The following is a 25,650-nucleotide window of genomic DNA, read 5'->3' as shown; positions in this document are numbered from 1 at the left end:
ACGGCTAAAATAGACAGAGGGTTAGAGCCGAGCCCCGTGGAGGGTCTTGGTGGTCAGGTTCGTCCCGCTCGAGTCCTTGAACGAGGCCTGGATGCCGGCGGCGAGGTGCGCCTGGAAGGCGGCCGCGTCGTCGCTGGCGCTGGACCGGCGCAGGGCGTGGGCGACGGCCGCGGTCGCGCTGCCCGGCCGGTTGTTGTAGCTGGCCTGGAACATGCCGCGGATCACCGCTGATGCGTCGTAGTGGTTGCGGAAGCGGGCGGTCTCCGAGGCCGCGACGCCGCGCTCGCGCAGGCGGTAGGCGAGACCTTTGAGCTGCCTGCCCAGGACCTCGCGGGCCAGGGCGAGCTCGGCGATGACGGCCCCGCGCTCGAGCCCGGCGAGGTAAAAGCGCTCGCCCCAGCCGCCCCAGCGCAGCACCTCGGGGTCCGGCGCGCCGCGGATGGCCTCGACCTTCCAGCGGTAGCGCAGGGCCGGGTCGAGCTCGATGCCGTGGCGGGCGAAGGCGGTCGGGGCCAGGCGGATCCACTCCTGGATCTTGCCGTGGCGCAGGGTCCACTGCATGAAGCCGATGCTGACCACGGCGTTGTCCCAGGTGTTGAGGGTCTGCATGCGCCCGCTGGTCTCGATGTTGGCGACGCGCTGGAGGGTGTCGATCTCGGCGTCGGTGATGGTCGTCAGCCCGGCGCGGCGCATGGCCAGGACCGTGCGGTCGAAGCGATGGGCGCTGCGCCGGACGAGGCCGCGGGACTTGCTGTCGGTCCGAAAGCCAGCGGGGACGCGGGGGCCGTCGAGCTCGGGGAGCCCCGGGAGCCGCCGGTCCTGGGCCGCGAGCCACGGCCAGTCCTCGCGCAGGCCCTCGAGCATCTTGGCGCGGGTGGCCGCGTCGAAGCGGGCGCTGGTGTCGAGGCCCTCGTCGGCCTGGAAGCGGAGCAGGGCGTCGCGGGTGCGCGCGTCGAGGGTGCCCGTGGGCGCGAACTCGGTGCCTGGCGCGAGGTAGCCGAGGCCGGCCTGGACCAGGGCGGTCCGAGTCGGGGCGTCGACGCGGCCGTGGTCCTCGAGGCCGGCGCGGGCCTGGAAGCGGCGCAGGGCCTCGCGGGAGCGCTCGCCAAAGCGCCCGTCGGCGACGATGCCCGCCCCGTCGGCGCGGGCGAGGATCAGCTGGGCCCACTGCGCCGACTCGGCGTCGAGGCCCGAGGACGCGCGGGCCTCGGCGCTCCCCGTGCTCCCGATACCCGGGACGAAGGGCAGGAAGGGGAGGGGCGCGGGTGAGGCCAGCTGGAGCATGGTCTGGCCCACGCTCAGCGCGGCCTGGCCGAGCACGCCGCCACTCGCGACGTGGCTGAACAGGGCCTCGAGGGCCGCGTCGAGGCGCTCCCCGTCGCCCCGCAGGGCGCTGCCCTCGACGCCGGCGAAGCGGGCCAGGGCCTCGTTGGTGGGCCGGTCGTGCTTGCCGGTCTGGCGCAGGCCGAGGACCTCCTGGACGAAGCGGAAGGTGGTCGAGTCGTGGGTCCGCCCGCGGCCGCGGTTCATGTCGCCGTGGAAGTGGTCGCGGTGGTCGCTGCGCGAGTAGTCGATGACCCGGTCGAAGGACAGGCGCAGGCAGGCGTTGATGCGCACGAGCAGCCGGCGCTCGTTGGCGTCGGACAGGTTGGGGTCGCGGACGATGGTCTCGCGCAGGCGCCCCGCGGGCGCGCCCTGGCCCCAGCGCACCCCGACCAGGTCGAAGGCCTCGCCGCGGGCGTGCTCGCTCATCCGGCTGGTCCCGCCGATGCACCGGCACACGTAGGAGCCGCCGGTGAGGATCGCGTCGATGGGCATGCCAAAGCGCCGCATGTTGCGGACGAAGGCGCGCACGGCCTCGTGGGTGGGGGGCACGAAGCGCTGGCGCCGGAGCGCCTGGTGGGCGGTGTAAAAGCGCAGCCCGGTGCCGGGGTCCAGGCGCGGGGTCGACTCGGCCTCGATGTGCCACACGTACTCGAAGGGGACGCCTTGGACGCCGCGCACGGCGATCATGTCGGGCAGCGCCGGGCACTCGTCGTCGGACTCGTCCACGCAGCGCTTGGTCGGTTTTTTGGCCGCGCGCACCGGGGACGGCTGGGCGGCGAGCTGCGCCGGGTCGACGCGCGTGGGCGAGTAGGGCAAGCGCGCGGCGACGGTCGGCCAGACCAGCTCCTCGCGGATCGCCAGCCACTCTTTGATCAATGCGCGCTCGCCTTTTTTGATGCGCGCGCCCTGACGCTCGGGGTGGCGATGGTGGAAGATCAGCGAGCTGAGCGCGCTCGGGTCGCGCTTGCCCTCGGCCAGGGCGGCGGCGAGCAGGCGGCGCTCGGCCGCGGCCGTCGATTGGGCGCGGCCGTGGGCCAGGGTGGAGGGCGGCAAGGGGAGGTTCATGGTCGACTCCTGAGCTTGGGCACGGTCGTTGGGTTGAAGGAGGTCGTCGAGGGCGTCGAGGGCCGCGGCCGGGTCGACGAGGCCCCAGCCGACGAAGGCGCGGGGGCCAGGGACGGGCCGGGCCGAGCGGCGCAAGAGCGCGCGGACGGTCTCGACGTCGAGGTGGGGGGCGCGGGCGAGGAGCAGGGCGACGGTGCCCGCGACGTGGGGGGCGGCCATGCTCGTGCCGGACTTGCGAGTCAGCCGGGGCGCGGCGCCGCCGGTGAAGCTCGCCGCGGCCAGCTGGTCGACGCCGGGGGCGAGGAGCTCGGGTTTTTGCCGGCCGTCTCGGGTGGGTCCGCCGCTCGAGAAGGTCGCGGGTGCCCCCGTCTTGGGGTCCCAGGCGCCGACGGCGAGGGTCGCGTGGCCGTTGGCGATGGTCCCCGTGGTGCCGCGGCGATCGACGTCCTCGGGGACGAAGCGAGACTGCTGCTCGGCCCCGCCGGCGTCGCGCTCGATCCATGCGTGGTAGCGGCCGTCGACGATGTGCTCGGCCTCGAGCTCGAGGGTCCACGGGCCCGCCGGGGCCTGGGGATCGAGGAAGAGGTTGAACAGGTGGTCGCCGTTGTTGGGGTCGTCGGCGCGGTGGTAGGCGCGGCCCCATACGGTCCGAGCGAGACCATGGCGGCGGGGATCGACGATGGCCCCGCGCTCACCCAGGCGCCACGGCCCGTGGACGTGGCCGTGGGGGTCGACGAGCTGGACGCGCAGGCGGTCGGCGCCCGGGTACCACAGCTCGAGCTCGTCGCCGGTCGCGTCGCCCGGGCGCAGGGTCCAGGTCAGCTCGCGCCGCGCCCCGAGTTCGCCGGGCTCGAAGCGCCCGGAGCCGTGCGCCGCGGCGTCGGCGTAGTTGCCCGCGCTGTTGACGATGACCAGGCCCGGGCGGCTGCGCACGGCGGCGTCGAGGGCCATCTCGACCAGGGTGCGCGCGTCGTGGGGCCCGGCCTGGCGGCCCATGCTCATGTTGATGACCAGCGGGCGCGAGCCGGCGGCCGCGATGGCGAAGTGGACCGCCTCGAAGACCGCGAGCTCGTCGCCAAAGTTGTACACGCCGGCGGTGTTCGAGGGCCCCATCTCCACGAACACGAGCTCGGCCCCTGGGGCGACCCCGCCGGGTCCCACGACGGGTCGGCCGGCGGCGATGTCGAGCACGTGGGTGCCGTGGCTCCCGCCCCGGGGCGCGACGCGGCGGGGGTCGAGGTCGAGGGCGGCGAAGGGGTCGGCGGTCTGCAGGGCGGCGTCGAGGGTCCGGCGATCGAACACCCGACCGCGGCCGTAGGGGTTGGGAGAGGTCGGAGCGGCCGCGCGTCGGGGGGCGCGTTGGTCCCACAGCGCGAGCAGCCGCGTGCCCCCGTCGGGGCGTCGAAAATTGGGGTGGAGCAGGTCGAGGCCCCAGTCGAGCACGGCGACGACGCAGCCGGCACCGCGCTCGTCTCGAGCCTCGGACGCGCCCACCAGCGAGCGCACCCGCGGCGTGGACTGGCGGGCGAGGGGCCCCCGCCGCTCGATCTTCCCGCGCTCGTGGCTGGCGATCGGGCGGGGAGCCTTGAGGCTGAGCACCCCCGGCGCGCGGCGGAGCTCGGCGATGCGCGCCCGGGGCAGGCGGACGCTGGCGATGTCGCCGATGCGCGCCACGACGCGCATGGCCGGGGGCGCGGGCAGCCCTGGGGCGAGGCGGGCGAGGGCGGCGACTTCCGGTGCCCCCACACCTTCGGCGAGCTCCCACAACCCCGGATCCATCTCCGTCCTCGTCGCCGTGGTCATCGCCTCGCCCTCGCTCGCCTCACCCGTCTGGCCTCAGTCGCGCTCAGCTGTTTTGGAACACCGGGATGGGGTCGGCCGGATCGGCCGGGTCATCCGGGTTGTCCGCCGTGGCCATCTTCACGACCACGTAGCCCCCAGCCGCGACGGCCTCACCCGCGGCGGGGTGTTGGCTCTCGATGGTCGGCGCGAGCTCGTCGGCGACGAAGGCGACCGCGAGGGAGACCCCGCGCTGAGCCGCGAGGGCGCTGGCCTCGTCGAGGCTCATGCCGACGAAGCTGGGCGCGGCGGCGCTTCCGGGGACGGGCGCGGGCGGGGCCGCCTCGGCGACGCGCCGGGCGTTGAGCTGCTCCTGGACGATCCAGGCCATGGCCGGGTTGCCCGAGTTGCCGATCAGGGCCTGGCTCATGGCCGCGTCGAGGAGGGCGTCGCGGGTCGAGAGCCCGCGCTGCTTGCCGAGCATCACGCCCATGAGGGTGTTGGTGTCGAGCTTCACTTCGCACCTCCGAGGCTCATCATGAGCAGCAGGGGGGTCAGGTCGTTGGCCTTGGCGCCGCTCGACGAGCCCCCGAGGGAGCCGCCGCTCATGAGCATGGGCAGCAGGGTGGTCAGGGGGTCGCCGGCGTCGGACAGGACCAGCTCGGTGTTGACCAGATCGCCGAGCTTGCTCGACTCGACCTTGACGGTCCGCTTGCCGCCGCCGAGCAGGGTCATGAGCAGCTGGGTCTGGCGCTGGGACTCGAATTCCCGGCGCAGGGCGGCGATCTCCTTGCTCTGGCGGGCGTTGACCTTGGCCACGCGCCCGAGCTCACCGCGGGTGGCGTAGCCCCGGGGGCGGCGGGCGCTGCCGCCGTAGCTGCGCCGGCTGGAGCGGCCGCGACGGCGTCGGCGTCGGCGCTCGGCGTCCTCGTAGTCCTCGCCGTCGTAGCTCTCGAGCAGGTCGTCCAGCTCGTCCAGCTGGTCATCGCCCGCGTGCTCGAGCATGTCCAGCGCCTCGTCTTCGTATCGTTCGATGTCGGTCATGGTGTGTCCTCGTTGGTCCTTGGTCATTGCAGGTGGTTGGAATCGTCTTGGTGGCAGGAAGTCGTGGTCGGCGGCGGGGCGCCGCGTCGGGTTCGGGCTCGGGCGAGGCGCCGGAGCGCGGGCCCGACGAGCTCGTTGAACAGGGCGCGGTCGGGCTCGAAGTGCCCCGCCTGCCCGTGGCCCTCGCAGCCCTCGCACTCGGGGTCGCTGCCCCAGCAGCGGTCGCAGGCGCCGAGGGCCTCGGCGAGCAGGGCGTTGGTCTCCGACAGGGCTCGGTGCTCGGCGCGGAGCCGGGCGATGGACTGGCGCAGGCGCTCGCGTCGGTCGGCGCGCTCGGCCTCGTCGGGCTGAGCTTGCTGCTCGAGCAGGGCGCGGAGCAGGGGCACGCGGGGGTCTTCGCCGGCCTCGGTCGCCTCGGTCGACTCGCTCCCTTGGGCGTGGGCGAGCTGGCGCAGCAGGGCCTCGGCGTTCACGTCCACACCTCCCACAGCTCGTCGTCTTCGACGTCGGCGTAGTCGTCGTAGTCGTCGGCGTGGTGGTGGTGGTGGCCGCCGTGGTGCTCTTCGACGGCCTTGGCCGCGAGCTGGGCGAGGGTCGTGGCCACGGCCACCGGCGAGACCGGAGCCTGGCCCGGAGCGCCCGGCGTCTGCGTGGCGCCGGCGCGACCCATGGCCAGGGCCAGCAGGGCCTGGGCGAGCTCGGGCCGCTGGAGCAGCTGGAGCAGGGCCACGGACGCGCTGGGTTGACCAGGCGCGGTCGCGGGGGGAGCCGCGGTCGTGGGCGTCGTCGCGGGTATTGGGGTCGTCGTCGCCTTGGGCTGACCGGCCGCGCCGAGCAGGGCCCCCGCGGCCGCGCCGATCCCCGTCCCGATGGGCCCGAAGGCCGAGCCCGCCGTCGCGCCGGTGAGCGCCCCGCTGGCCATGCTCGCGCCGTTGCGCTGCAGGAAGCCGCCGATGTCCCCGAGCAGGCCCTCGGCCCCGTGATGCACCTGGGCCAAGCCGTCGACCCCGAGCTCGCGCTCGAGCAGCGCTTGCAAGCTCGCGTCGTCGTGGTGGCGCAGGGACTCGTGGACGAAGGGGCGCAGCTGCTGGGCGCGCAGCGGCGAGGAGTGGGGATGCAGATGCGCTCGGCAACGACACATGATTCAGCCTCTCAATCACCGGTCGAGGCGGGCTCGGAGGCGAGCGCGTCGACCCGGTTCACTCGAGTTGTGCCCGCGTCGAGACGAACGGATTAAGTCCGCGAAAGAAAAATTTCATTTCAGAGTCAGGTTTTATGCGAGCCGACTTTTGGGTCGAGGTCGCGAGCAGTCGTGGACGTGGGCAGGGAGGGCGTGGCGTCGTCCAGGCCGGCGAACGAGACCGAGAGTCGCAAGAGCGCGCTCAGGGCAGAGCTGCGGGTCGACCCAAAAGTCGTTTTGCGAGGCCAAAGGCCCCAAACCCTCGCGCCTGGCGAGCACGCGCACGCCGTGGACCCCACCCGCGCCAGAGCCCTTCGTGGTAGGTGATCGCCATGGCCGTCACCGAAGTCGAGCACGAGTCCGGGTTCAGTCGTTTGATCTCATCCATCGGCAGCGTGCTCATCGGCGTCGTGCTGTTCCTGGTCGCCTTCCCCGTGCTGTTTTGGGGCGAGGGCCGGGCGGTCAAGCGCGCGGCGGACCTCGAGGCGGGCTCCTCGGCGGTCGCGACGGTGTCCGTCGACAGCGTCGACGGGGGTCAAGACGGCGAGCTCGTCCACTGCGTCGGCGAGGCCGCGACCTCGGACAACCTGACGGACTCGGTCATCGGCCAGAGCGCGGCGGCCCTCCGGCTCCGGCGCAGCGTCGAGATGTACCAGTGGATCGAGACCTCCGAGTCGACCAAGCGCAAGAAGCTCGGCGGCGGGACCGAGACGGTCACGACCTACACCTACTCGACGGACTGGTCCGCGTCCTACGAGGACTCGACGGAGTTCGCCGAGCTCGGCCACGACAACCCGCCCATGCCCGCCGAGGGCGAGACCCTCGACGCGCAGACCGTGACCCTCGGCGCGCGCAGCCTCTCGCCGGAGCTCGTCTCGCAGATCGACGACTTCACCGTGCTCGCCCCGGACACCGAGGCGATCGCCTCGGTGACCCTCGGGGATCGCAGCGCCTCGGTGTCCGGGGACTACATCTACTTCGGCGTCGACCCGGCGATGCCCGAGGTCGGGGACGTGCGCATCAAGCTCGAGACCGTCGCCTCGCCGACCCAGGTCTCGATCGTCGCGGGCCAAGCGGGCGAGACCTTCGGCTCGTGGACGACCCCCGATGACCGCGAGCTCGAGCCGCGCCTCGAGGTCGGCAACCACAGCGCCGACGAGATGTTCGCCCAGATGAACGACGAGAACACCATGATGACCTGGATCATCCGGGTCGTCGGCTTTGGGATGATGTTCATCGGCATGATGATGACGCTGCGCCCGCTGGTGGTGGTCGCCGACGTCGTGCCCTTCATCGGCAGCTTCATCGAGGGCGGGGCCTTCCTGATCAGCTTCGCCGTGTCCCTGCCGCTGACCCTGGCGACCATCGCGGTCGGCTGGATCTTCTATCGCCCGCTGTTGGCGATCGGTCTGCTCGCCTTGGGTGCTGGCATCCTGTTCCTGGGCATCAAGATGAAGCGCAAGTCCAAGGGCTAGGTCCCGACCAGCTGGCTTGGCTGGAAGTCTGGGAGGGCAGGGCGCCGTGCAGATGGCTGCGGATGCCACGCGCTCGCTCTGCTAGACCGTTGACATGGGTCGCGTCCGCTTCGGTTGTCTGGTTGCTGCACTGCCTTTGATCCTCGCGCTCGGCTGCGATGGTGACGGCGAGGATGGGCAGGCCTCCGCGGACGAAAACGGTGGCGACAGCGAGTCGACCGCGGCCGCGGACGTCGACACGGACACGAGCAGCTCGGAAGAGTCGAGCAGCTCGGAAGAGTCGAGCAGCTCGGAAGAGTCGAGTACGGAGGAGAGCAGCTCGGAGGACACGAGCAGCTCGGAAGAGTCGAGCGCTGAAGAAACGGGGACGGAGGAGTCGAGCTCGGAGGAGACGGGGACGGAGGAGTCGAGCTCGGAAGAGTCGAGCTCGGAAGAGTCGAGCACGGAGGAGACGGGGACTGAGGAGTCGAGCTCCGAGACCGACACGGGCTCGGACTGCGCCGACAACGACGCCTACGAGCCCAACGCCGTGCCCGAGGACGCGCCGACCATTCCGTGGACGAACATCTCTTTCAGCACGGCCGTCGCGCACCTCGAGGGCGGCTTCTTGTGTCCGGGAGAGGACGACTGGTACCGCTACGCCGGGAGCGAGATCGACTTTGGCCTCGAGCCCAACTCGCCCTACATCTTCAGCTTCAACCTGCTTCACGAGGACTCGAGCTGGTGCGGGATGCCCTGCGGCAACCAGGACCTCCCCGACGCCCCGGAGAACACGATCACCGTCGAGGCCTACGACGCCGATACCCTGGAGCTGCTCGGATCGAGCAGCTCCACCCACGGCCGGGTCAAGCTGACCGGGGTCGGGGTCGCGTTCGCGGGCGACGTCTTGATCCGGGTGTTCTCGCCCACGCCCGACGCGAGCTTCGGCTACTCGATGTCCTACTTCCTCCAGGACGAAGCGGGCGAAGACGAGTGCGAGTGTTGAGTCGGCGCGCCGTTGCCTCCGCTCGCCCAGGACGCGGCTAAACCCGGTCCCGTCCCCCGCGCGCGCAACCTGGGGGCAGGCCTTGCGGCTTTTTGGGGCCTCGGGCATACAGCGCCCAAATGAGCGCGGGGGGCAACGAGCACACGCAGCGGCTGAGCTGGAAAGAGGGCCTGTTCCTCGTCGGTCCGGACCCGCTGACCTCGCCCTACTACAGCTCCGGGGCGCTGATCGCCGCGGGCGTCGGCTACGCGACGCCGGTGTTTCAGATCGGCCTCTACGCGCTGCTCTTCCTGCTCGCGCCGCTCTACGTCGAGGCCGTGCTGTTGACCCTGAGCAACGGCGGGACCTACGTGATGACCCGCTACGCCCTGGGCCACCTGGGCAAGCTGGCGATCATGGCCGCGGCCATGGTCGGCATCGTGATCAGCTTCTCCTACGTGGCCACGGCCATCGTCTCGCTGCTCGCCTACTCGGACTACGTCTACTCCCTGGTCGCGGGCATGCGCGGCCCGGCGACCCTCGCCGCGATCGGGCTGTCGATGATCCCCTCGATCGGCTTTGGCGTGTGGGTCATGCCGCACCAGTGGCGCCGGGTGGTGTTCACGGTCCTGGCGACGGCGGCGGCCTCGGTCATGCTCAGCGCCGTGATGACGCCGGGCGCGGTGATCATGTTCCCGCCCCTGGTCATGCTCTTCATGCTCAACAACGAAGGCCTCAAGGAGAGCGTGCAGGTCAGCAAGACCATCTTCTTGATCAACCTCGGCGTGATGGCCGTGACCATCGTGATCTGCGTGGTCTCGCTGTTCTTCTCGGGCGTGGACTGGACCCGCTTCCTGGACGGCGGGGCGCTGATGGGCTCGGGCGAGGCCGACCTCGACGCGCTCCGGGCCCTCTACGCCCAGCTGCCCGTGGAGCTCGGGGGCGGCCAGGCCGGGCCCGACGGCCTGCCCGTGCCCGATCCGGTCAGCGACGACACCCACGAACACCACGGCATCATCGAGTCGCTGCCGGGCTTCGCCAGCCTCGGGGCGCCGCTGATCCTCGCCGGCGCGGGGGTGTCGATCCTCGGGGCCTCGGGGGTCGAGTCGGTGATGAACATCCCCGAGGAGCTCGAGAACCCGCGCCGCGACATCGGCCGGATCTACAAGTGGATGCTGAGCCTGCTGCTGGTCATCGGCGGCTCGCTCAGCGTGCTCTTGTTCCTGGTCCTCGAGCCCCACCAGCTGGCCGGGAGCTCGAGCTACCTGCTGGCGGTGCTCGGCCACGAGGGCGTGCTGCGGGTCACGGGCTCCATCGCGCTCGCGCGGGTGTGGAAGGTGGTCATCGTCGCCAACGCGGCGCTGATGCTGATCGGCGCGTGCAACACGGGCTTCGCCGGCGCCCGCGGCCTGTGGCTGACCATGGCCCGGGACAACCTGCTCCCGCGCCTGGTCCTCGACACCAACGAGCGCGGCGCCTTCTCGCGCATCCACTGGCTGATGCTCGCGGCCATCTTGCTGCTCGCGATCGAGGGCGACTGGAACCTGTCCAAGCTCGAGCGCTGGTACGGGGTGACCTTCGGCCTGGTGATGTTCTCCGGCGTGATCGCCTTCATCTTGCTGCGGCGCTTCCGCGGGGACGATCGCCGCGTGTATCGGGCGCCGCTGAACCTCAGCGTGGGCGGGGTGCAGGTCCCGGTCGCCGCGCTGCTGGGCCTGGTGGTGCTCGGCTACGCGCTGCTGAGCATGTCGACGAGCTACTCCGGCGAGCTCGGCGAGCTGCGCACGCTGGTGGTCATCGTCGCCGTGGGGGTCGCGGGGGTGATCTTGATGTACAACCATCGCCAGCTGCTGCGCGCGGCCCACAGCTACTTCCGCCGGACCATCGAGACCGTGGAGTCGACCGCCATCGAGACCGAAGATCGGACCGTCGTGGTCGCCGTGGGCTCGGTCCGGATCGGCCGCCTGGTCGAGCAGGCCGTGGGCCTGGCCAAGGTCCAGTCCAAGGTCACCGGCATCCCCTACCGCCAGATGGTCGTGTTCCACATGAGCGCGGCGGTCAGCGAGGAGCAGGTCTACCGCGTCGACCGCAGCACCATGCGCCCCGCCGGCCTGTCCACGGACGCGCTGCGCATCTTCACCCAGCTCACGGAGCTGGCCGGGAGCAGCAGCGTGGTCGGGCCCGCGCCGACTCGGGAGGGGGAGGGGGCCAGCCCCGAGCTGACCGTCTACCTCGCCGTGGTCCCGCCCAGTGACCCCGAGGAGCCCGACGACCTGACCGCGGCCCTCGACACCCTCGTCGACTTCCACGACCGCCACAACTTCACGGGGCACATGGTCCTCGTCGGCACCTACGGCATGGAGCCCGAGCGCATCTCGGCGCTCGACGAGCGCCTCGAGGGCTCAACCTTGGTGCCCGTGCCGCTGTACGGTTGATACCCTCCCGGCGATGAGCGTCATCGCCTTTTTGGGTACGGGCACCATGGGTGCGGGCATGGTCCGCAATCTCGCGGCTGCGGGGCACGAGCTTCGCATCTACAACCGCACGAAGAGCCGGGCCGAGGCCGCGGCCGACGTGGTCGCCGACACCGTCGATCTATCGAGCGGCGGTTCGGTGCGCGTCGTCGACGAGCCGGTCTACGCCGCGCGCGGGGCCGAGTTCATCATCGCCTGCGTCGGCAGCGACGCGGCCACCTTCGCCGTGCTGCTCGGGGAGGGGGGCGCGCTCGCGGGCGTGGGCCAGGGCGCGCTGGTGATCGACTGCGGGACCACGAGCCTGAAGCTCACCGAGCAGCTCGCGGCGGCCTGCGAGGGCGAGGGCGCGAGCTTCCTCGACGCGCCGATCACCGGGAGCAAGCTCGGGGCCGAGGGCGGCAAGCTGACCATCATGGTCGCCGGCGAGGAAGAGATCGTCGCCCGGGCCATGCCCTTGTTCGAGATCATGGGCAAGCACACCGTGCACGTCAGCGAGCGCCTCGGCGACGGGCAGCGGGCCAAGTACTGCCTCAACATGACCCAGGCCGTGGTCCTCCAGGGCCTGCTCGAGGGCTACACCCTGGCCAAGCTCCTCGACGTGCCGCTGACCAAGATGGCCGAGATCCTCGAGAACAGCGCGGGCAAGACGGGGCTCGGGACCTTCAAGACGCCCTACCTGCTCGCCGGCGACTTCGAGCCCCACTTTCGCCTCGACCTGATGCACAAGGACCTCCACCTCGCCCTGCGCCACGCCGAGAACGAGCGCGTGCCGCTGCCGGCGGCGACGGTGGTCCGCGGGCTCTACGACCAGGCCGTGGCCGAGGGCATGGGGCCCCGGGACTTCCTGGCCATGGCGACGCTGCTCGAGCGCTGGGCCAAGCTCGAGCTGCGCGAGTAAATTGGTCGGGCCGCGGGTCCGCGCTACCATCGAGCGATGCGCGAGGCTCTGGCCAGTTTCCTGGTGCACCTGGACAAGGAGCGCCGGCTCTCGCCGAACACCTGCCGCGCCTACGCCCGGGACATCGAGGGCTTCATCGACAACGTCGAGGCCCGGCGCGATCGCCCGGCGAAGCTCCGCGACCTTCGCCTGCGCGAGGTCCGGGCCTACCTCGCCGAGCTCCACGGCAAGCGGGCCGCGAGCACCGTGGGGCGCAAGCTCTCGGCCCTGCGCACCTTCGCCGAGTACTGCCGCCGCGAGGGCTGGATCGCCGAGAACGAGGTCGCGCTCATGCGCCGGCCCAAGCTCGGGCGCAAGCTGCCGGTGGCCCTGCCCGTCGAGGATCTGACCGAGATGATCGACGGGGAGCAGCGCCCCGGCGCCGTGGGTCTGCGCGACCGGGCCCTGCTCGAGGTGCTCTACGGCGCGGGCTTGCGCGTGTCCGAGGCGGTCGCCCTGAACCTCGCCGACCTGCGCTGGGAGGGCTCCGGCGACGCGGCGCGCTTGACCCTGCGGGTCCTGCAGGGCAAGGGCAACAAGGACCGCGTGGTGCCCCTGGGGCGCAAGGGCGCCGAGGCCATGCGCGCGTGGCTGGACACCCGCGAGGGTCTGCTGGCCCCCACACCCAGGGAAGGGATGCGATCGCCGGCGCGGATCGACGCGGGCAAGGCCGTGTTCCTCGGGGCCCGGGGCGGGCGCTTGTCGACCCGCGTCGCCCGCGAGGTCGTCTACCGCCGCTGCCAGGCCAGCGGAGCCCGGGCCGTCGTCGGCCCCCACGGCCTGCGCCACAGCTTTGCGACCCACCTGCTGCAAAGCGGCTGCGATCTCCGCAGCATCCAGAGCATGCTCGGCCACGCGAGCTTGTCGACGACGCAGCGCTACACCCACCTGGACATGGGTCACCTGTTCTCGCTCTACGAGCGCGCACATCCCCGGGCGAGCTTGGCCGCGGATGCTACAGGGGCAGAAGCTGCGGGGCGTTCTGGGACAGGTCGCCCGACCCCGAAGTCGACGCCCACGTCGAACGAGGGAAAGTGAAGCCCCGCTGAGTCGTGGACGTGGGGCAGGGGGGCGAGGCTGCCGAGCATTTGTTTGCGGCGCAGACGCTGCGCTACCCTGCGGACCATGGCTCTGGCGCCCACGCTCAGGCTCGCGGTCAACCGCGACCAGGATCTGCGTGCGCTGCCCCTGAGCCCCCAAGACTTCTACGTGTTCAGCCGCGTCGAGGCCTTGTCCGGCGGCGACGGTCCGAGCATCGAGGACATCGCCTCGGCCTCGGGTCTCGACAGCGACACCGCCAACGCGATCGTCGAGCGACTCATCGAGCTCGGCGCGCTCGTCGTGCGCGAGGCTCAGCCCGCACCCAAGGCCCGCAAGCACGGGCGGCCGGCTCCGGCCGCTGGCAACCCCGAGCTGCGTGAGCGCGCTCGAGATCGTCGACGGCGCTTGCTCGAGGCGCAGATGCGGATGATTCGCGAGGCGGGCGGTTCGGGGGCGCCCGAAGGGCCGCCGCCCGAGGGCGAGCCCAAGCGCAAGCCAAAGGCCAAGTCGACCTCGACACCCCAGCGGTCGTCGAAGACCGCCGATGGATCTGTCGTGGGGCCCGCCGCCGGGATGGGCGCGGAGAGCCAGAACTTGCCCACGGCAGCGGCCGCTTCGGAGCATGAGGGGCGGCCCATCCTCGAGGCCGTTCGGCCGGTCGCGCTCAATGACACGCGCCTCGACTCGGCCCTGGCCGTCCCCCTCGAGAGTCAGCGGCGGATGCTGGCGGTCCACGATCGCCTCGGCCAGATCGGCCACTTCGAGCTCCTCGGCCTCGCGCCCACGGACGATCCCAAGGTCATCCGCCGGGCCTTCCACATCACCAGCCGGGAGTTCCACCCGGACGCCTTCTACGGCAAGGAGCTCGGGTCCTTCCGCAAGATCCTCGACGACCTCTTTCGTCGCTCGCGGGCGTCCTACGAATTCCTCATGGACGCCGAGCAGCGTCGGACCCTCGTCGACGCTTACCTCGCGCGCTTGCAGCGTGAGCACGAAGAGACCCAGGCGGTCGCGCGGGCAGAGCAGGCCCGCAAGGAGGCGGAGGAGGCCGAGGCCCTGCGCCTGGCCGCCGAGGCCGAGAGCGAGGCCAAACGCGAGGCGCGTCGGGAGCTCGACGAGCGCATGACCGTCGTCCGCACCGAGCAGCGCGCGCGCCTGGCGCGACGTGAGCAGAAGCGGGTCGAGGCCACCCGAGAGCAGCGCGAGGCCCAGGCCGAGAACAGCCGCAAGGGCGCGGTGTTGGCCGGGCGCGCCGAGCTCGAGCAGGCCCAGGGCCGCCACGGCGCGGCTGCAACCTTGTACAGGCTCGCGCTCCAAGAAGATCCTGGAAACACCGAGTACGAGCGCCTGTGGCAGGAGTGCCTGGCTGTGGCGCGCAGTGACCGGGCCCAAGAGCAGCTCGAGCGCGCCCGGGAGCTGCGTCGGGACGGGCGGACCCGGGAGGCCGCAGAGGCCTACGGACAGGCGGCGGAGGCCCACCCCTCGCTGGGCAACCTCGCCGAGGCCATCCCGCGCCTGCTCGACGTCGACGAGGACGAGCGCGCCCACGAGCTCGCCCTCAAAGCCGTCGAGATCCTCGATGGACCCAACGAGGACGTGAGCCTGAGTCAGTCCGAGCGAGGCCAGCTGCGCGCCGACTGTGCGCGGGCTTTCCTGGCCGCTGGGGATGGGGCGCGCGCCCGGACGCAGGCCGAGCGCGCGGTCGCCATCATGCCCACGGCGGAGACCCGCGCGCTGCTGAGCAAGGCCAAGCAGACCTGAGCAGACGCTCGGGGTGGCTGCTCGAGCTGCCATCGGCGCAGCGATCGGCCCACTGGGGGTTTGGCGGCCCCACGGGCGCTCGCTGGGGAACCACGTTATTTAGCTTGCAGATCGCGGACCCGGGACACTAGCCTGTTCTGGCCGCGAACGAGGTCCGCCGACCTCTGCGGCACGCGGACAGCATGGAGAACGTCGTCGGAATCGACCTCGGGACCTCGAACTCGGTCGTAGCGATCGTCGAAGAGGGTGTCCCGACCGTGATCCCCAACAAGGGGGGCTACAAAACCACACCTTCGATGGTCGCCATCTCCGAGAGCGGGAAGCGGCTGGTGGGCCACATCGCCAAGCGCCAGGCGGTGACCAACTCGGCCAACACCGTCTACGCGGCGAAGCGGCTGATCGGGCGCAAGTGGGACTCCCCCGCCACGCGCACGGTCGGCGACTCGTGCCCCTACACCATCGTTCGGGGCCCCCACGGCGACGTCCGCATCGAGCTGCGCGAGCAGGTCTACTCCGTGCCGGAGGTCAGCGCCTTCGTGCTCCAGGAGCTCAAGATGGTCGCCGAGCAGTACCTCGGCAGCGCGGTCGAGAAGGCGGTCATCACCGTCCCCGCCTACTTCAACGACAACCAGCGCCAGGCCACCAAGGACGCCGGGCGGATCGCCGGCCTCGAGGTCATCCGGATCATCAACGAGCCCACGGCGGCGGCGCTGGCCTACGGCTTCGGCAAGGACTTCGAGCGCCGGGTCGCGGTCTACGACCTGGGCGGCGGCACCTTCGACGTGTCGATCCTCGACATCGGCAACGGCGTGTTCGAGGTCGTGTCCACGGCCGGCGACACCTTCCTGGGCGGCGAGGACTTCGACATCCGGGTGATGAACTGGCTCATCCAGGTGTTCCAAGAGCGCACCGGCGTCGACGTGCGCGACGATCGCATGAGCCTCCAGCGCCTGCGCGACGCCGCCGAGAAGGCGCGCTGCGAGCTGTCCTCGGTCCGCGAGACCCTCATCGATCTGCCCTTCCTGTACACCACGGCCTCGGGCGAGACCCACCACCTGCAAGAGACCCTCAGCCGCGATCAGCTCGAGGACCTGACCCGCGATCTGGTCGATCGCACCGTCTCGATCTGCGAGCGCACCCTCGAGGACGCCAGCGTCGGGGTCGGCGAGATCGACGACGTGGTGCTCGTGGGCGGGATGACGCGCATGCCCCTGGTCCAGCGCGCGGTCGCGGAGTTCTTCGAGCGCGAGCCCTGCAAGGGCGTGCACCCCGACGAGGTCGTGGGCCTGGGCGCGTCGATCCAAGCCGGCGCGCTGCTCGACGAGAACCCCGAGCTGCTGCTGCTCGACGTGACGCCGCACAGCCTCGGCATCATGGTCCACGGCGGCAACTTTCACACGCTGATCAACCAGAACACCACGGTGCCGACGAGCGCCGGGCACATCTTCACCACGGTCCGCGACAACCAGACCTCGGTGAAGATCCTGGTGCTCCAGGGCGAGAGCGAGAACGCCACGCAAAACGAGCTGCTCGGCGAGTTCATCCTCTCGGGCCTGCGCGAGGCGCCCAAGGGCCACGTCGAGGTCAAGGTCACCTTCTCGATCTCCGCCGACGGCATCGTGTCCGTCGCCGCCCAGGACCTCGAGACCGGGCGCGAGCAGTCGATCACCGTGACCGCGACCTCCGGCCTGACCGAGGAGGAGCTCCAGCGCCTCGTCGAGGCCAGCCAGGGCTACATGGTCGAGGTCCGCGCGAGCGAGGAGTTCGAGCGCGAGCGCCAAAAGGTCGAGGGCCTGGTCAAGGAGGTCGACACCTTGTTCCCGCAGGTCGAGGGCATCATGAGCGGCACGAGCTTCGGCCGCGACGCCATCGCCAAGGCCCAGGGCGTGCTCGAGCGGGCGCGGCGCGAGATGAAGGGCAACGATCTTCGCGCCCTCGGCGAGGTGACCGAGAGCCTCGAGCGCACCCTCAACATGTTCCGCGGCGTGGTCACCAAGACCAACCTGTCCTGAGCCGGCGGTGAGCGAGCGGGTTCATGAGCGCGTGGTCCCGTGACGATTCAGGCTCGGCCCGCCCCCGGTGGCGGCTGGCGCTCGCTTGCGTCGCCGCCTTGAGCTTGGGCGCGAGCGGCTGCTTCGAGCCCCGAGCCAAGCGCGACCTGCTGCCCGAAGAGATCGCGCTGGCCGAGTTTGGCCCGGAGCAGACGGCGGCGACGGGGGCCTGGGTGCTGAGCCTGGCGGGGGAGCTGGGCCTCGGCGCGGCCGGAGAGGGCGCGAGCGCCAGCGGAGACCCCGGGGCGCTCGCGCGGCTTCGAGAGCAGCGCGCGCCCAAGGAGCTGCGCCGCGGTCGGGGGGCGGCCTACGTCGCCCTGCGCGGCCAGGGGGTCTTGCTGGCCGAGGCCTGGGGCCCAGAAGGCGAGCTCGACGAGAGCGTGCGCGTGGCCCTGGACGACGCGGTGTCGGCGTGGCGCGCTGGGAAGGGCGGCGATGGCTCAAAGCCCGCCCCCGACACCATCGAGCTCGACCTGGCCCACGCCTTCCACGTCATCGAAGGCCCGACCCTCAAGAACATCCGCGCCCAGGTCTCGAACCGCAACCTGGGCATCCGCGGCCTCGAGCTGCGCATGGGCGAGGAGCACTTCGAGCGCTGGGCGCCGACGATGATGATCGCCCGCAACCTCAAGGTTCGCCACGGCGTGAAGCACTTTTGGAAGCAAGCCGGCGTCGACGAGCAGCAGTTCGTCGTGCGCGGCGCCCAGGCGCGGTGGTTCGAGGCGCACCAGTTCCTCGTCTACTTCGACGGCGACGGCCCCGGCCCCGGCACGAGCAGCGTCGCGGCGGCGGAGTCGGACGCGGGCGAGGTCTCCAAGCCCCGGCGTGGTCGCGCCCGCAAGGTCGAGCGACGCCACTGGGCGCGGCCTGGGGGCGAGAGGGAGCGGGCGCCGACGCGGGCCTGGCCGCCAACCCCGAGTCCGCGGCCGCCGACGCGTCGACGAGCCGACAGGTCACCAAGCTGTTTCGCGGCAACGTCTACGTGCCCCCCGGCGCCGTCAGCCAGGCCGCGACCGAGGAGTCCGCGGCGTTGATGCGCGACTGGATGCTCCACCACCTCCACGAGGACGGGCGGATGAGCTACCTGTGGCTGCCCTCGCTGGACGTCGAGGGCGACGGGAACAACATGATCCGCCAGTGGATGGCCACCAACGCGCTCATCGAGATTGCGCAGCGGGAGGACGACCCCGAGCTGTGGGCCCGGGTGGCTCAGAACATCGACTACAACCTCGAGCACTTCTACCGCCAAGAGGGCGAGCTCGGGATCATCCAGTACGCGAGCACGGTCAAGCTCGGCGCCATGTCTCTGGCCGCGTTGGCGATCATCAACCATCCCGAGCGGGCGCGCTGGCAGACCCAAGAGCACGCGCTGCGCCGGACCATCGCCTCGCTGTGGTCGGAGAGCGGCGAGTTCACGCTCTACTACCGCCCGCGCCACAAGCGGGACAACGCGGCCAACTTCTACCCGGGCGAGACCTTGCTGCTGTGGTCGCAGCTCTACGCCGAGACCCGCGATCCCGAGCTGCTCCGGCGCTACGAGGCGAGCTACCGCTTTTACCGGACCTGGCACCTCGACCCGGCCAACCGCCGCCCGGCCTTCGTGCCCTGGCACTCCCGCGCGAGCGTGGCGATGTGGCGGGTGCTCGGCGAGGAGGCGCCGACGCCCACGGACGCGACGGGGGAGACCGGCGAGGGGGAGGGCGAGGCCGGCGAAGGCCAGACGCCGCCGCCGACTCCGGACGCGCCCGAAGCTGGACCCGCCGGCGGGCCGGAGGCCGAGGGCAAGGCCGAGCGGACGCCCGAGGGCTGGCCCGTCGGGACCGCCCCCGAGTCTCCCTCGGGCCTGACCCGGGCCGAGCTCGCCGAGTGGGTGTTCACCATCAACGACTGGCTCATCGACGAGATGGCCGTGTGGGACGAGGCCCTCTACGACGACGAGAAGGGCCGCTTCTACACGCGCAAGAAGAACTACGGCATCCCCCACGCCTCGGCCACCGGGGTGTTCATGGAGGGCCTCGTCGACGCCTACGTGCTCGCCGGGGAGCTCGGCGACCAGCTCCACGCCGAGCGCTACCGCCGGACCCTGGCCCGGGCGCTGCGCAGCGTGATGCAGCTGCAGTACGTCGACGAGGTCGACCTCTACTACGTCGTCGACCGCGAGGCCGCCCGGGGCGGGCTGCGGACCTCGATCTTCCACAACGACATCCGCGTCGACAACGTGCAGCACGTCCTGATGGGCGTCCTCGACCTGCTCGAGGTGTTCGGTCCCGACGACTACTCGACCCAGTGAGGACAACCATGATCGACCTCTACACCGCAGCGACCCCCAACGGCTGGAAGGCCTCCATCGTCCTCGAGGAGCTGGGCCTCGACTATGAGGTCCACCGCCTCGACCTGATGGGCGGCGAGCAAAAGCAGCCCGCCTACCTGGCCATCAACCCCAACGGGCGCATCCCGGCCATCGTCGACCGCGACAACGAGGGCTTCGCGGTGTTCGAGTCCGGGGCCATCCTGGTCTACCTGGCGGAGAAGGCGGGGGCGCTCTACGGCGAGGACGCGAACGAGCGCTCGGAGATCCTGCAGTGGCTGATGTTCCAGATGGGCGGGGTCGGGCCGATGATGGGCCAGGCCAACGTGTTCTTTCGCTACGCGCCGGAGAAGATCCCCTACGCCATCGAGCGCTACCAAAAGGAGTCGCGGCGCCTGCTCGAGGTCCTCGACCGGCGCCTGCAGGGCCGGGACTACCTCGTGGGCGACTACTCCATCGCCGACATCGCCAACTGGTCGTGGGCGCACACCTACGAGTGGTCGGGGATCACCATCGACGGCCTGGACGCGCTCTCGGCCTGGATCGAGCGCGTCCGCGAGCGCCCGGCGGTGCGGCGCGGCCGCGAGGTGCCGGCGCGCGTCAAAAAAGAAGACATCGCCAAGGCCGGCTCGAAGCTGGTCGAGTAGGGGTACTAGAGCCCGAACTCGGCGATGATGGCTTGGTCGTGCTCGCCCAGGCTCGGCGCCGGGCGGCTCGGCGTCTTGCTGACGCTGGGCAGGGCGGGCCCGGGGACGCTGAGCTGACCGCCGCCGGGCATGGGCGTGTGCTCGAGCAGGCCCGCCGAGGCGATCAGCGCCTCGCTGCGCGCGGCGTCGAGGTCGTGGACCGGCGCGACCGGGAGGTTGGCGGGGGCGAGCAGGGCCATCCACGCGTCGACCGGCTTGGTCGCAAAGCGCTCGGCGGTGGCGTCGGCGGCGGCTTGCCCCCGGGCCCCCAGATCGAGGCCCGCCGCGGCGAGCTCGGGCTGCTCGAGGAGCTGGCACAGGCTCACCCAGAACTTGGGCTCGAGGCAGCCCACGCTGATCAGCTTGCCGTCGGCGCAGCGGTAGCAGCGGTAGCAGGCGACGCGCCCGGCGAGCACGTTCTCGAACATCCCGCCCATGCTGCCGACGCCCGCGGCCTGGTCGGCCCACGGCCAGGTCAGGAAGGGCAGGGGGGCGCTGAGCAGGGACTGGCTGACCCGGCGACCGCGGCCCGTGGCCCCGCGCCCGACCAACGCCGCGAGGATCGAGCTGCCCGCGAGCAGGCCCGTGGTCACGTCGGCGATCAGCATGCGGGGGATGTCCGCGCCCGAGCCGTGGGTGAGGAGGTTCCCGGGCAGCTGGCCGAGGAAGCCCGTGAGCCCGGTGAGGTTGAGGTCGTGGGCGACGCGCTTGTCGTCGTCGGCGATGGCCGGGAGGGTGCAGCTGACCAGCCCAGGGTTGCTGGCCTCGACGGCGTCGAGGTCGAGGCCCCAGCGGGCGAGGGTGCCCGGGCGGAAGCTCTCCATGAACACGTCGGCGCGCTGGAGCAGCTTGGTCAGCCGGGCCATGCCGAGGGGGTCGCGCAGGTCCAGGCGCAGGGACTCGGCCCCGCGAAAGTAGACGCAGTAGCCCACGCCGACGCCTCCGACCAGGGGCGGGGCCGTGCGCATGAGGTCGCCGCCGCGGGGGGCCTCGATCTTGATCAGCCGGGCGCCGAGGTCGAGGAGGGTCCGGGCGAGCACGGCCCCAGGGACCAGGCGCGTACAGTCGACGACCAGCAGGCCGTCGAGGGGCGGGGGGGCGGCGGCGCTCACGAGGGCTCTTCGCTGGAGTCACCGCCCGTGGCCGGCGGCGGCTTGACGTCGGGGACGCTGATCTGGCGAATGGTGCCAGTTCGCGGTCGCGGCGGCTTCTTCCGGGCCGCAGGCGCGGGCGCGGGTCGGATGGGGTTGGGCGGCCCGATGGGGTTGGGCGACCCGATGGGGTTGGGTGCGTTGGGCGGACCGATGGGGTTGGGCGGCGGCGGGATGGGCTTGGCCGCCCGCCCGCTGTCGCGGACGAGCTCGACCTCGAGCTCGTGGCTCGCGGCGGGGGCAGGGCCGCCCGCGCTACCGCCCGCTCCACCCACCGGAGGCGGCGGGGCGACGACCGGGTTGGGGGCCGTGGGTGCTGCGCGGGCCTGCATCTGCGACTCGATCTCGGCGCGCGGCGTCTCGGCGGTGGGCTCCTCGTGGGGGTCCGGGCCAGCTTCTTCGGGCTCGAGGGTCTCGACCGCGTCGGCCTCCTCCGGAGACAGGGTGTCGATGTCGGACTCGCCCGCGGGGGCGACGACCGAGATGGGCTCGCTGGGGGCCGCGCCGAAGCTGCGGTTGGGCGGCAGCCGGAGGTAGCGGGAGATCAGGTGCTCGACCTCGACGCGCAGGTCGTCGAGGTGGCCCTCGTTGTGGATGATGTAGTTGGCCCGGCGGCGCTTCTCCTCCTCGGGCATCTGCGCGCGCATGCGGGCGAGGACGTCCTCGGTGGTCAGCGCGTCGCGGGCCTTGACCCGGGCGATGCGCGTGTCGGCCGAGGCGGTGACGAGGATGACGCCCGCCATCTCGTCTTGCTGCTCGAGCTTCTTCTCGAACAGCAGGGGCACCTCGTAGACCATGACGGGGTGCCCGGCCTTCTCGAGGGCGTCGAGGACCTGCTCGTAGCGCTCGCGGATGCGCGGGTGGAGGATGGCCTCGAGCTCCTTGCGGCGCTCGGGGCTGGCGAAGACCACGCGCCCGATCTTCTTGCGGTCGAGCTCGCCGCGATCGTCGAGGACCTCGGCGCCGAAGGCCTGGACGACGTCGGCGAGTCCGACGCTCCCGGGCGCCACGACCATGCGCGACAGCTCGTCGGCGGAGACCACGGGGATGCCGTACTCCTCGAGCATGGCGGCGACCGTCGACTTGCCGCTCCCGATGCCGCCTGTGAGTCCGTAGACCTGCATTGGCCCGAGGATAACACCGCTCGCCGCGGCTGTGAGCGCGCCCCGTGGCACAGTGGTAGGGTCCGCGGCCATGGCCAAGTCGAAGTCCAAGGCGGGCAAGGCCAAGACGGGCAAGGGCAAGCGCCCGCGCTGGTACGTGCACACGGCACGCTTCGAACTCAGCGCGCCCAAGCTCGCCGACTGCCCGCCGGCAGACCTGCCCGAGATCGCCGTGGCCGGGCGCTCGAACGTGGGCAAGTCGAGCTTGCTCAACGCCTTCACCGAGCAGCGCGGTCTCGCTCGGGTCAGCCGCACGCCCGGTCGCACCCGCTTGCTCAACTTCTTTCACATGCAGCTCGCCGGGCCCCGAGAGGCCCAGGTGTCCCTGCGCTGGGTCGACCTCCCGGGCTACGGCTTCGCCAAGGCCCGCCGCGAGGTCCGGGACTCCTTCGGGCCGATGATCGAGAGCTACCTGCGCCAGCGCGACGCCCTGGGCGGGCTCTTGGTGCTCATCGACGCGCGCCACGGGCCCAAGGACAGCGACTTCGAGCTGCTCGAGTTTTGCCGCGAGATCAGCTTGCCGAGCCTGCTGTGCGCGACCAAGTGCGACAAGCTCGGGGCGGCCGAGCGCGGCTTGTTGCCCAAGCGTTTCGCCGAGGCCATGGGCATCGATCCCCGGGACGTGCTGCTGACCTCGGCGTCGAGCGGGCAGGGGCTGACCGTCGCCGATCGTCGCGGGACCCTCGGTGACGAGCTCGCCCGCCTCGCCCGGCGAGCGACGGAGCCCATCGAGGTCGTGCCGCCGACGGCCACGCCCCTGGCCCCGGAGTCGGAGCTGCCCAAGGCGCCGGCCCTGGAGCCAGATCGCAAGTCGGATCCCGAGTGACGCGGCCGCGAGGCGCGAGCGCGGCCGACCTCGAGATCCTCGCGCGCCTCGACGCGCGCTGCTTTCCCCGACCGTGGACCGGCGCGGCCTGGGAGGCGGAGCTGCATCCGCGGGTGGGGGAGGGGCTCGTGCTGATCGCCTCGCTAGACGGCCGGGACCTCGGCTTCGCCTGCGCTCCATGCACGCCCGCCCTCGATGGTCGCTGCGAGCTGCGCCGGATCGGGGTCGTCCCCGAGGCGCGCGGCCAAGGCCTGGGCCGAGATCTCCTCTTGGAAGTCATCGCACGCGCGGGAGCGCTCGGCTGCGAGCGAATCGGCCTCGAAGTCGCCGCCGACAACGCGCCTGCGGTCGCGCTCTACGCCAAGCTCGGCTTTGATACGGTCGGGCGCCGTCCTGGGTACTATCCGGCCATCCCCGGCGTTCGCGCAGGGGTCGTCGACGCCCTCCTCATGGACCGCGCCGGGATCGCCCAGACCATGAAAATTAACCAGTAATCAACGTTCTGAAGCAGGTTCAGCGCCGCGAAAGATCGTTCGCAGGAGCTAGACGGCCGCCCGGGTTTCGCATATGAAACGCGCCGTGGCCATGGCCCAGTTTCAGGTCGAAGTTGTCGCAAATCGCGCGTTGACCGGGGGCTATTTCGTGCTCGAGCTCGCCTCGGAGCAGGACAACGCTGTCGGCGGGGCACAGCCCGGGCAGTTCGTCATGCTCCGCGGGGAGTGGGGGCGCGATCTGCTCAACGGACGCGCCTTCTCCGTGCTCGAGGCCATCGACGCGCGCCGGTTCACGGTGATGCTCAAGGTCTTCGGGCGCGGGACGGGCAAGATGCGCGAGATGCAGCCCGGCGAGCGGATGACCGTCACCGGTCCTCTGGGTCGGGGCTTTCCGCAGCCAGACGCCCAGCCCGATGGTGGGGCGGGGAGCGGGCGCAAGCAGCTGCTCGTCGCCGGCGGCGTCGGGCTGCCGCCGCTGCACTTCCACGCGCGGCGCCTGGTCGGACGCGGCAAGGCCGACGCGGTCGAGATGTTCTACGGCGGGCGCAGTGCCGCGGAGCTCGTGCTCACCGAGGCCCTCGACGAGTGGGGCGTGCAGACCGTGCTGGCCACCGACGACGGCAGCCGCGGCGTCGAGGGCCGGGTCACCGTGCCGCTGACCGCCCGCCTGGACGCCGCCGCCGAGGCCGGTGAGGCCGTCGAGATCCTCGCCTGCGGGCCCACGCCGATGCTCGCGGCGGTGCGCGAGCTGGGCCTGGCCCGCGGCGTGCCGACCTCCCTGTGCCTCGAAGAGATGATGGCCTGCGGCTTCGGGGTGTGCCTGGGCTGCGCGGTCCCGGTCTACGGACCCAAGCCCTACAAGTACTGCTGCACCGACGGCCCGGTGTTCGACGCCAAGGAGGTGCGCTGGTGAGCGCCCCGACCCCCACGGCCACGCCCGTGCCCCTCGAGTCCGTCGAGCTCGCCTGCGACTTCGGCCCGCTGAAGCTGCGCTCGCCGATCCTGACCGCCTCGGGCTGCTTCGCCTACGGCCAGCAGTTCGCCGAATTCATGGACCTGCGCCAGATCGGCGGGCTCTCGACCAAGGGCATCTCGCCGCTGCCGCGCCACGGCAACCCGCTGCCGCGCATCTACGAGACCGCCTCGGGGATGATCAACTCCATCGGCCTCGAGAACGTGGGCTGCGAGGCCTTCCTGACCGAAAAATTGCCCTTCCTCGCCGACCTCGACGTCAGCGTGTGGGTCAATTTCTTCGGCACGGACTTCGAGACCTACGTCGACTGCGCCAAGACCCTCAGCGAGGGCGGCGAGGGGCGCATCGACGTGCTCGAGATGAACATCTCCTGCCCGAACATCAAAAAGGGCGGGATCGAGTTCGGGACCGTCCCCGAGGTCGCGCATCGCCTGACCAAGGCCTGCGTCGAGGCCTCGGAGGTGCCGATCGTCGTCAAGCTGACGCCCAACGTCTCGGACATCGTGGCCATGGCCCAGGCGGTCAAGGAAGCCGGCGCCATCGGGGTCTCGCTGATCAACACGATCACCGCCATGGCCATCGACGTCCGCTCGAGGCGCTCGCGCATCGCGACCACCTACGGCGGCCTCTCGGGCCCGGCGATCAAGCCCGTCGCCCTGCGCATGGTCCACCAGGTCGCCAAGGCCCTGCCGGGCTTCCCGATCTGCGGCATGGGGGGAATCCTGACCGGCGAGGACGTGCTCGAGTACTTCATCGCCGGGGCCCACTGCGTGCAGCTGGGCACCATCAACTTCTCCGAGCCTGGGGCCGCGCTGCGCGTGACCCGGGAGCTGCGCGAGCTCATGGCCGAGCTGGGCATCGAGCGCGTCCAGGACGCGGTCGCGACCTTGGGCGGCTACGAGGCCGAGCCGGCCCACGCCGAGGTGAGCCCGTGGGCGTAGACATCGACGCC

21 protein-coding genes are annotated in these 25,650 nt (G+C 71.4%); 14 read left to right on the top strand and 7 right to left on the bottom strand.

What is annotated here, in order from left to right; all coding sequences use genetic code 11:
* Positions 1 to 21 precede the first annotated feature (21 nt).
* From PPSIR1_RS41935 to PPSIR1_RS05980, 5 genes are read right to left on the bottom strand one after another with little or no spacing between them, the layout of a single operon-like run.
* A complete protein-coding gene (locus PPSIR1_RS41935; protein ID WP_086001047.1) occupies positions 22 to 4,194 on the bottom strand; it encodes a S8 family serine peptidase in 4,173 nt (1,390 codons plus the stop codon).
* 43 nt (positions 4,195 to 4,237) lie between these two features.
* Positions 4,238 to 4,687 (bottom strand): PASTA domain-containing protein, encoded by a 450-nt coding sequence (locus tag PPSIR1_RS05995; protein WP_006970105.1) that lies wholly within the window; start codon positions 4,685 to 4,687, stop codon positions 4,238 to 4,240.
* On the bottom strand, positions 4,684 to 5,214 hold the full coding sequence (locus PPSIR1_RS05990; protein WP_157595240.1) for a hypothetical protein: 531 nt from the start codon (positions 5,212 to 5,214) through the stop codon (positions 4,684 to 4,686). Before PPSIR1_RS05990 ends, PPSIR1_RS05995 begins: the two co-directional genes overlap by 4 nt.
* Before the next feature lie 23 nt (positions 5,215 to 5,237).
* Entirely contained in the window at positions 5,238 to 5,687 is a 450-nt protein-coding gene (locus PPSIR1_RS05985; protein WP_157595239.1) for a hypothetical protein, read from the bottom strand.
* Complete coding sequence (locus PPSIR1_RS05980; RefSeq protein ID WP_006970102.1) at positions 5,684 to 6,355, bottom strand: hypothetical protein; 672 nt, start codon at positions 6,353 to 6,355, stop codon at positions 5,684 to 5,686. Before PPSIR1_RS05980 ends, PPSIR1_RS05985 begins: the two co-directional genes overlap by 4 nt.
* Before the next feature lie 371 nt (positions 6,356 to 6,726).
* On the opposite strand from PPSIR1_RS05980, the gene PPSIR1_RS05975 reads away from it, so the two are divergent.
* The 10 genes from PPSIR1_RS05975 (at position 6,727) to PPSIR1_RS05930 (ending at position 20,052) form a co-directional block, all read left to right on the top strand.
* Positions 6,727 to 7,869, top strand: a complete 1,143-nt coding sequence (locus tag PPSIR1_RS05975; protein WP_157595238.1) for a TMEM43 family protein — start codon at positions 6,727 to 6,729, stop codon at positions 7,867 to 7,869.
* 94 nt (positions 7,870 to 7,963) lie between these two features.
* Positions 7,964 to 8,854 (top strand): hypothetical protein, encoded by an 891-nt coding sequence (locus PPSIR1_RS49155; protein WP_198154468.1) that lies wholly within the window; start codon positions 7,964 to 7,966, stop codon positions 8,852 to 8,854.
* A gap of 119 nt (positions 8,855 to 8,973) precedes the next feature.
* Positions 8,974 to 11,268, top strand: coding sequence for an amino acid permease (locus PPSIR1_RS05965; RefSeq protein ID WP_006970099.1), 2,295 nt, complete (start codon positions 8,974 to 8,976; stop codon positions 11,266 to 11,268).
* 13 nt (positions 11,269 to 11,281) lie between these two features.
* Entirely contained in the window at positions 11,282 to 12,205 is a 924-nt protein-coding gene (locus PPSIR1_RS05960) for an NAD(P)-dependent oxidoreductase (RefSeq protein WP_006970098.1), read from the top strand.
* A gap of 36 nt (positions 12,206 to 12,241) precedes the next feature.
* On the top strand, positions 12,242 to 13,282 hold the full coding sequence (locus PPSIR1_RS05955; protein WP_006970097.1) for a tyrosine recombinase XerC: 1,041 nt from the start codon (positions 12,242 to 12,244) through the stop codon (positions 13,280 to 13,282).
* A gap of 87 nt (positions 13,283 to 13,369) precedes the next feature.
* A complete protein-coding gene (locus tag PPSIR1_RS05950) occupies positions 13,370 to 15,046 on the top strand; it encodes a hypothetical protein (RefSeq protein ID WP_006970096.1) in 1,677 nt (558 codons plus the stop codon).
* Positions 15,047 to 15,228: 182 nt separating this feature from the next.
* Positions 15,229 to 17,058 (top strand): molecular chaperone DnaK, encoded by a 1,830-nt coding sequence (gene dnaK, locus PPSIR1_RS05945; protein ID WP_006970095.1) that lies wholly within the window; start codon positions 15,229 to 15,231, stop codon positions 17,056 to 17,058.
* Positions 17,059 to 17,156: 98 nt separating this feature from the next.
* Entirely contained in the window at positions 17,157 to 18,131 is a 975-nt protein-coding gene (locus PPSIR1_RS05940) for a hypothetical protein (RefSeq protein WP_045115460.1), read from the top strand.
* The gene (locus PPSIR1_RS05935) at positions 18,080 to 19,387 is read left to right on the top strand and encodes a hypothetical protein (RefSeq protein ID WP_006970093.1); all 1,308 of its coding nucleotides are present in this window, start codon (positions 18,080 to 18,082) and stop codon (positions 19,385 to 19,387) included. The genes PPSIR1_RS05940 and PPSIR1_RS05935 overlap by 52 nt, the downstream gene beginning before the upstream one ends.
* A gap of 8 nt (positions 19,388 to 19,395) precedes the next feature.
* The gene (locus PPSIR1_RS05930; RefSeq protein ID WP_006970092.1) at positions 19,396 to 20,052 is read left to right on the top strand and encodes a glutathione S-transferase family protein; all 657 of its coding nucleotides are present in this window, start codon (positions 19,396 to 19,398) and stop codon (positions 20,050 to 20,052) included.
* A 5-nt stretch (positions 20,053 to 20,057) separates the two neighbouring features.
* Here PPSIR1_RS05930 and PPSIR1_RS05925 read toward each other — a convergent pair whose 3' ends face one another.
* Positions 20,058 to 21,203 carry a CaiB/BaiF CoA transferase family protein gene (locus PPSIR1_RS05925; protein ID WP_006970091.1) on the bottom strand — a complete coding sequence of 382 codons (1,146 nt, stop codon included), beginning with the start codon at positions 21,201 to 21,203 and terminating at the stop codon, positions 20,058 to 20,060.
* The gene (gene coaE, locus PPSIR1_RS41925; RefSeq protein ID WP_006970090.1) at positions 21,200 to 22,366 is read right to left on the bottom strand and encodes a dephospho-CoA kinase; all 1,167 of its coding nucleotides are present in this window, start codon (positions 22,364 to 22,366) and stop codon (positions 21,200 to 21,202) included. The genes PPSIR1_RS05925 and coaE overlap by 4 nt, the downstream gene beginning before the upstream one ends.
* Positions 22,367 to 22,436: 70 nt before the next feature.
* On the opposite strand from coaE, the gene yihA reads away from it, so the two are divergent.
* The 4 genes from yihA to PPSIR1_RS05900 all read left to right on the top strand — a co-directional run bounded on the left by yihA (position 22,437) and on the right by PPSIR1_RS05900 (position 25,639).
* On the top strand, positions 22,437 to 23,231 hold the full coding sequence (yihA, locus tag PPSIR1_RS05915; protein WP_006970089.1) for a ribosome biogenesis GTP-binding protein YihA/YsxC: 795 nt from the start codon (positions 22,437 to 22,439) through the stop codon (positions 23,229 to 23,231).
* The gene (locus tag PPSIR1_RS05910; RefSeq protein ID WP_006970088.1) at positions 23,228 to 23,725 is read left to right on the top strand and encodes a GNAT family N-acetyltransferase; all 498 of its coding nucleotides are present in this window, start codon (positions 23,228 to 23,230) and stop codon (positions 23,723 to 23,725) included. The genes yihA and PPSIR1_RS05910 overlap by 4 nt, the downstream gene beginning before the upstream one ends.
* Before the next feature lie 130 nt (positions 23,726 to 23,855).
* Positions 23,856 to 24,638, top strand: a complete 783-nt coding sequence (locus PPSIR1_RS05905; RefSeq protein ID WP_198154467.1) for a dihydroorotate dehydrogenase electron transfer subunit — start codon at positions 23,856 to 23,858, stop codon at positions 24,636 to 24,638.
* Positions 24,635 to 25,639, top strand: a complete 1,005-nt coding sequence (locus PPSIR1_RS05900) for a dihydroorotate dehydrogenase (RefSeq protein ID WP_006970086.1) — start codon at positions 24,635 to 24,637, stop codon at positions 25,637 to 25,639. Before PPSIR1_RS05905 ends, PPSIR1_RS05900 begins: the two co-directional genes overlap by 4 nt.
* Positions 25,640 to 25,650 lie beyond the last annotated feature (11 nt).

This window comes from Plesiocystis pacifica SIR-1 (genome assembly GCF_000170895.1).
Lineage (GTDB): Bacteria > Myxococcota_A > Polyangia > Nannocystales > Nannocystaceae > Plesiocystis > Plesiocystis pacifica.
This window is presented reverse-complemented; position numbering and strand designations above follow the sequence as displayed.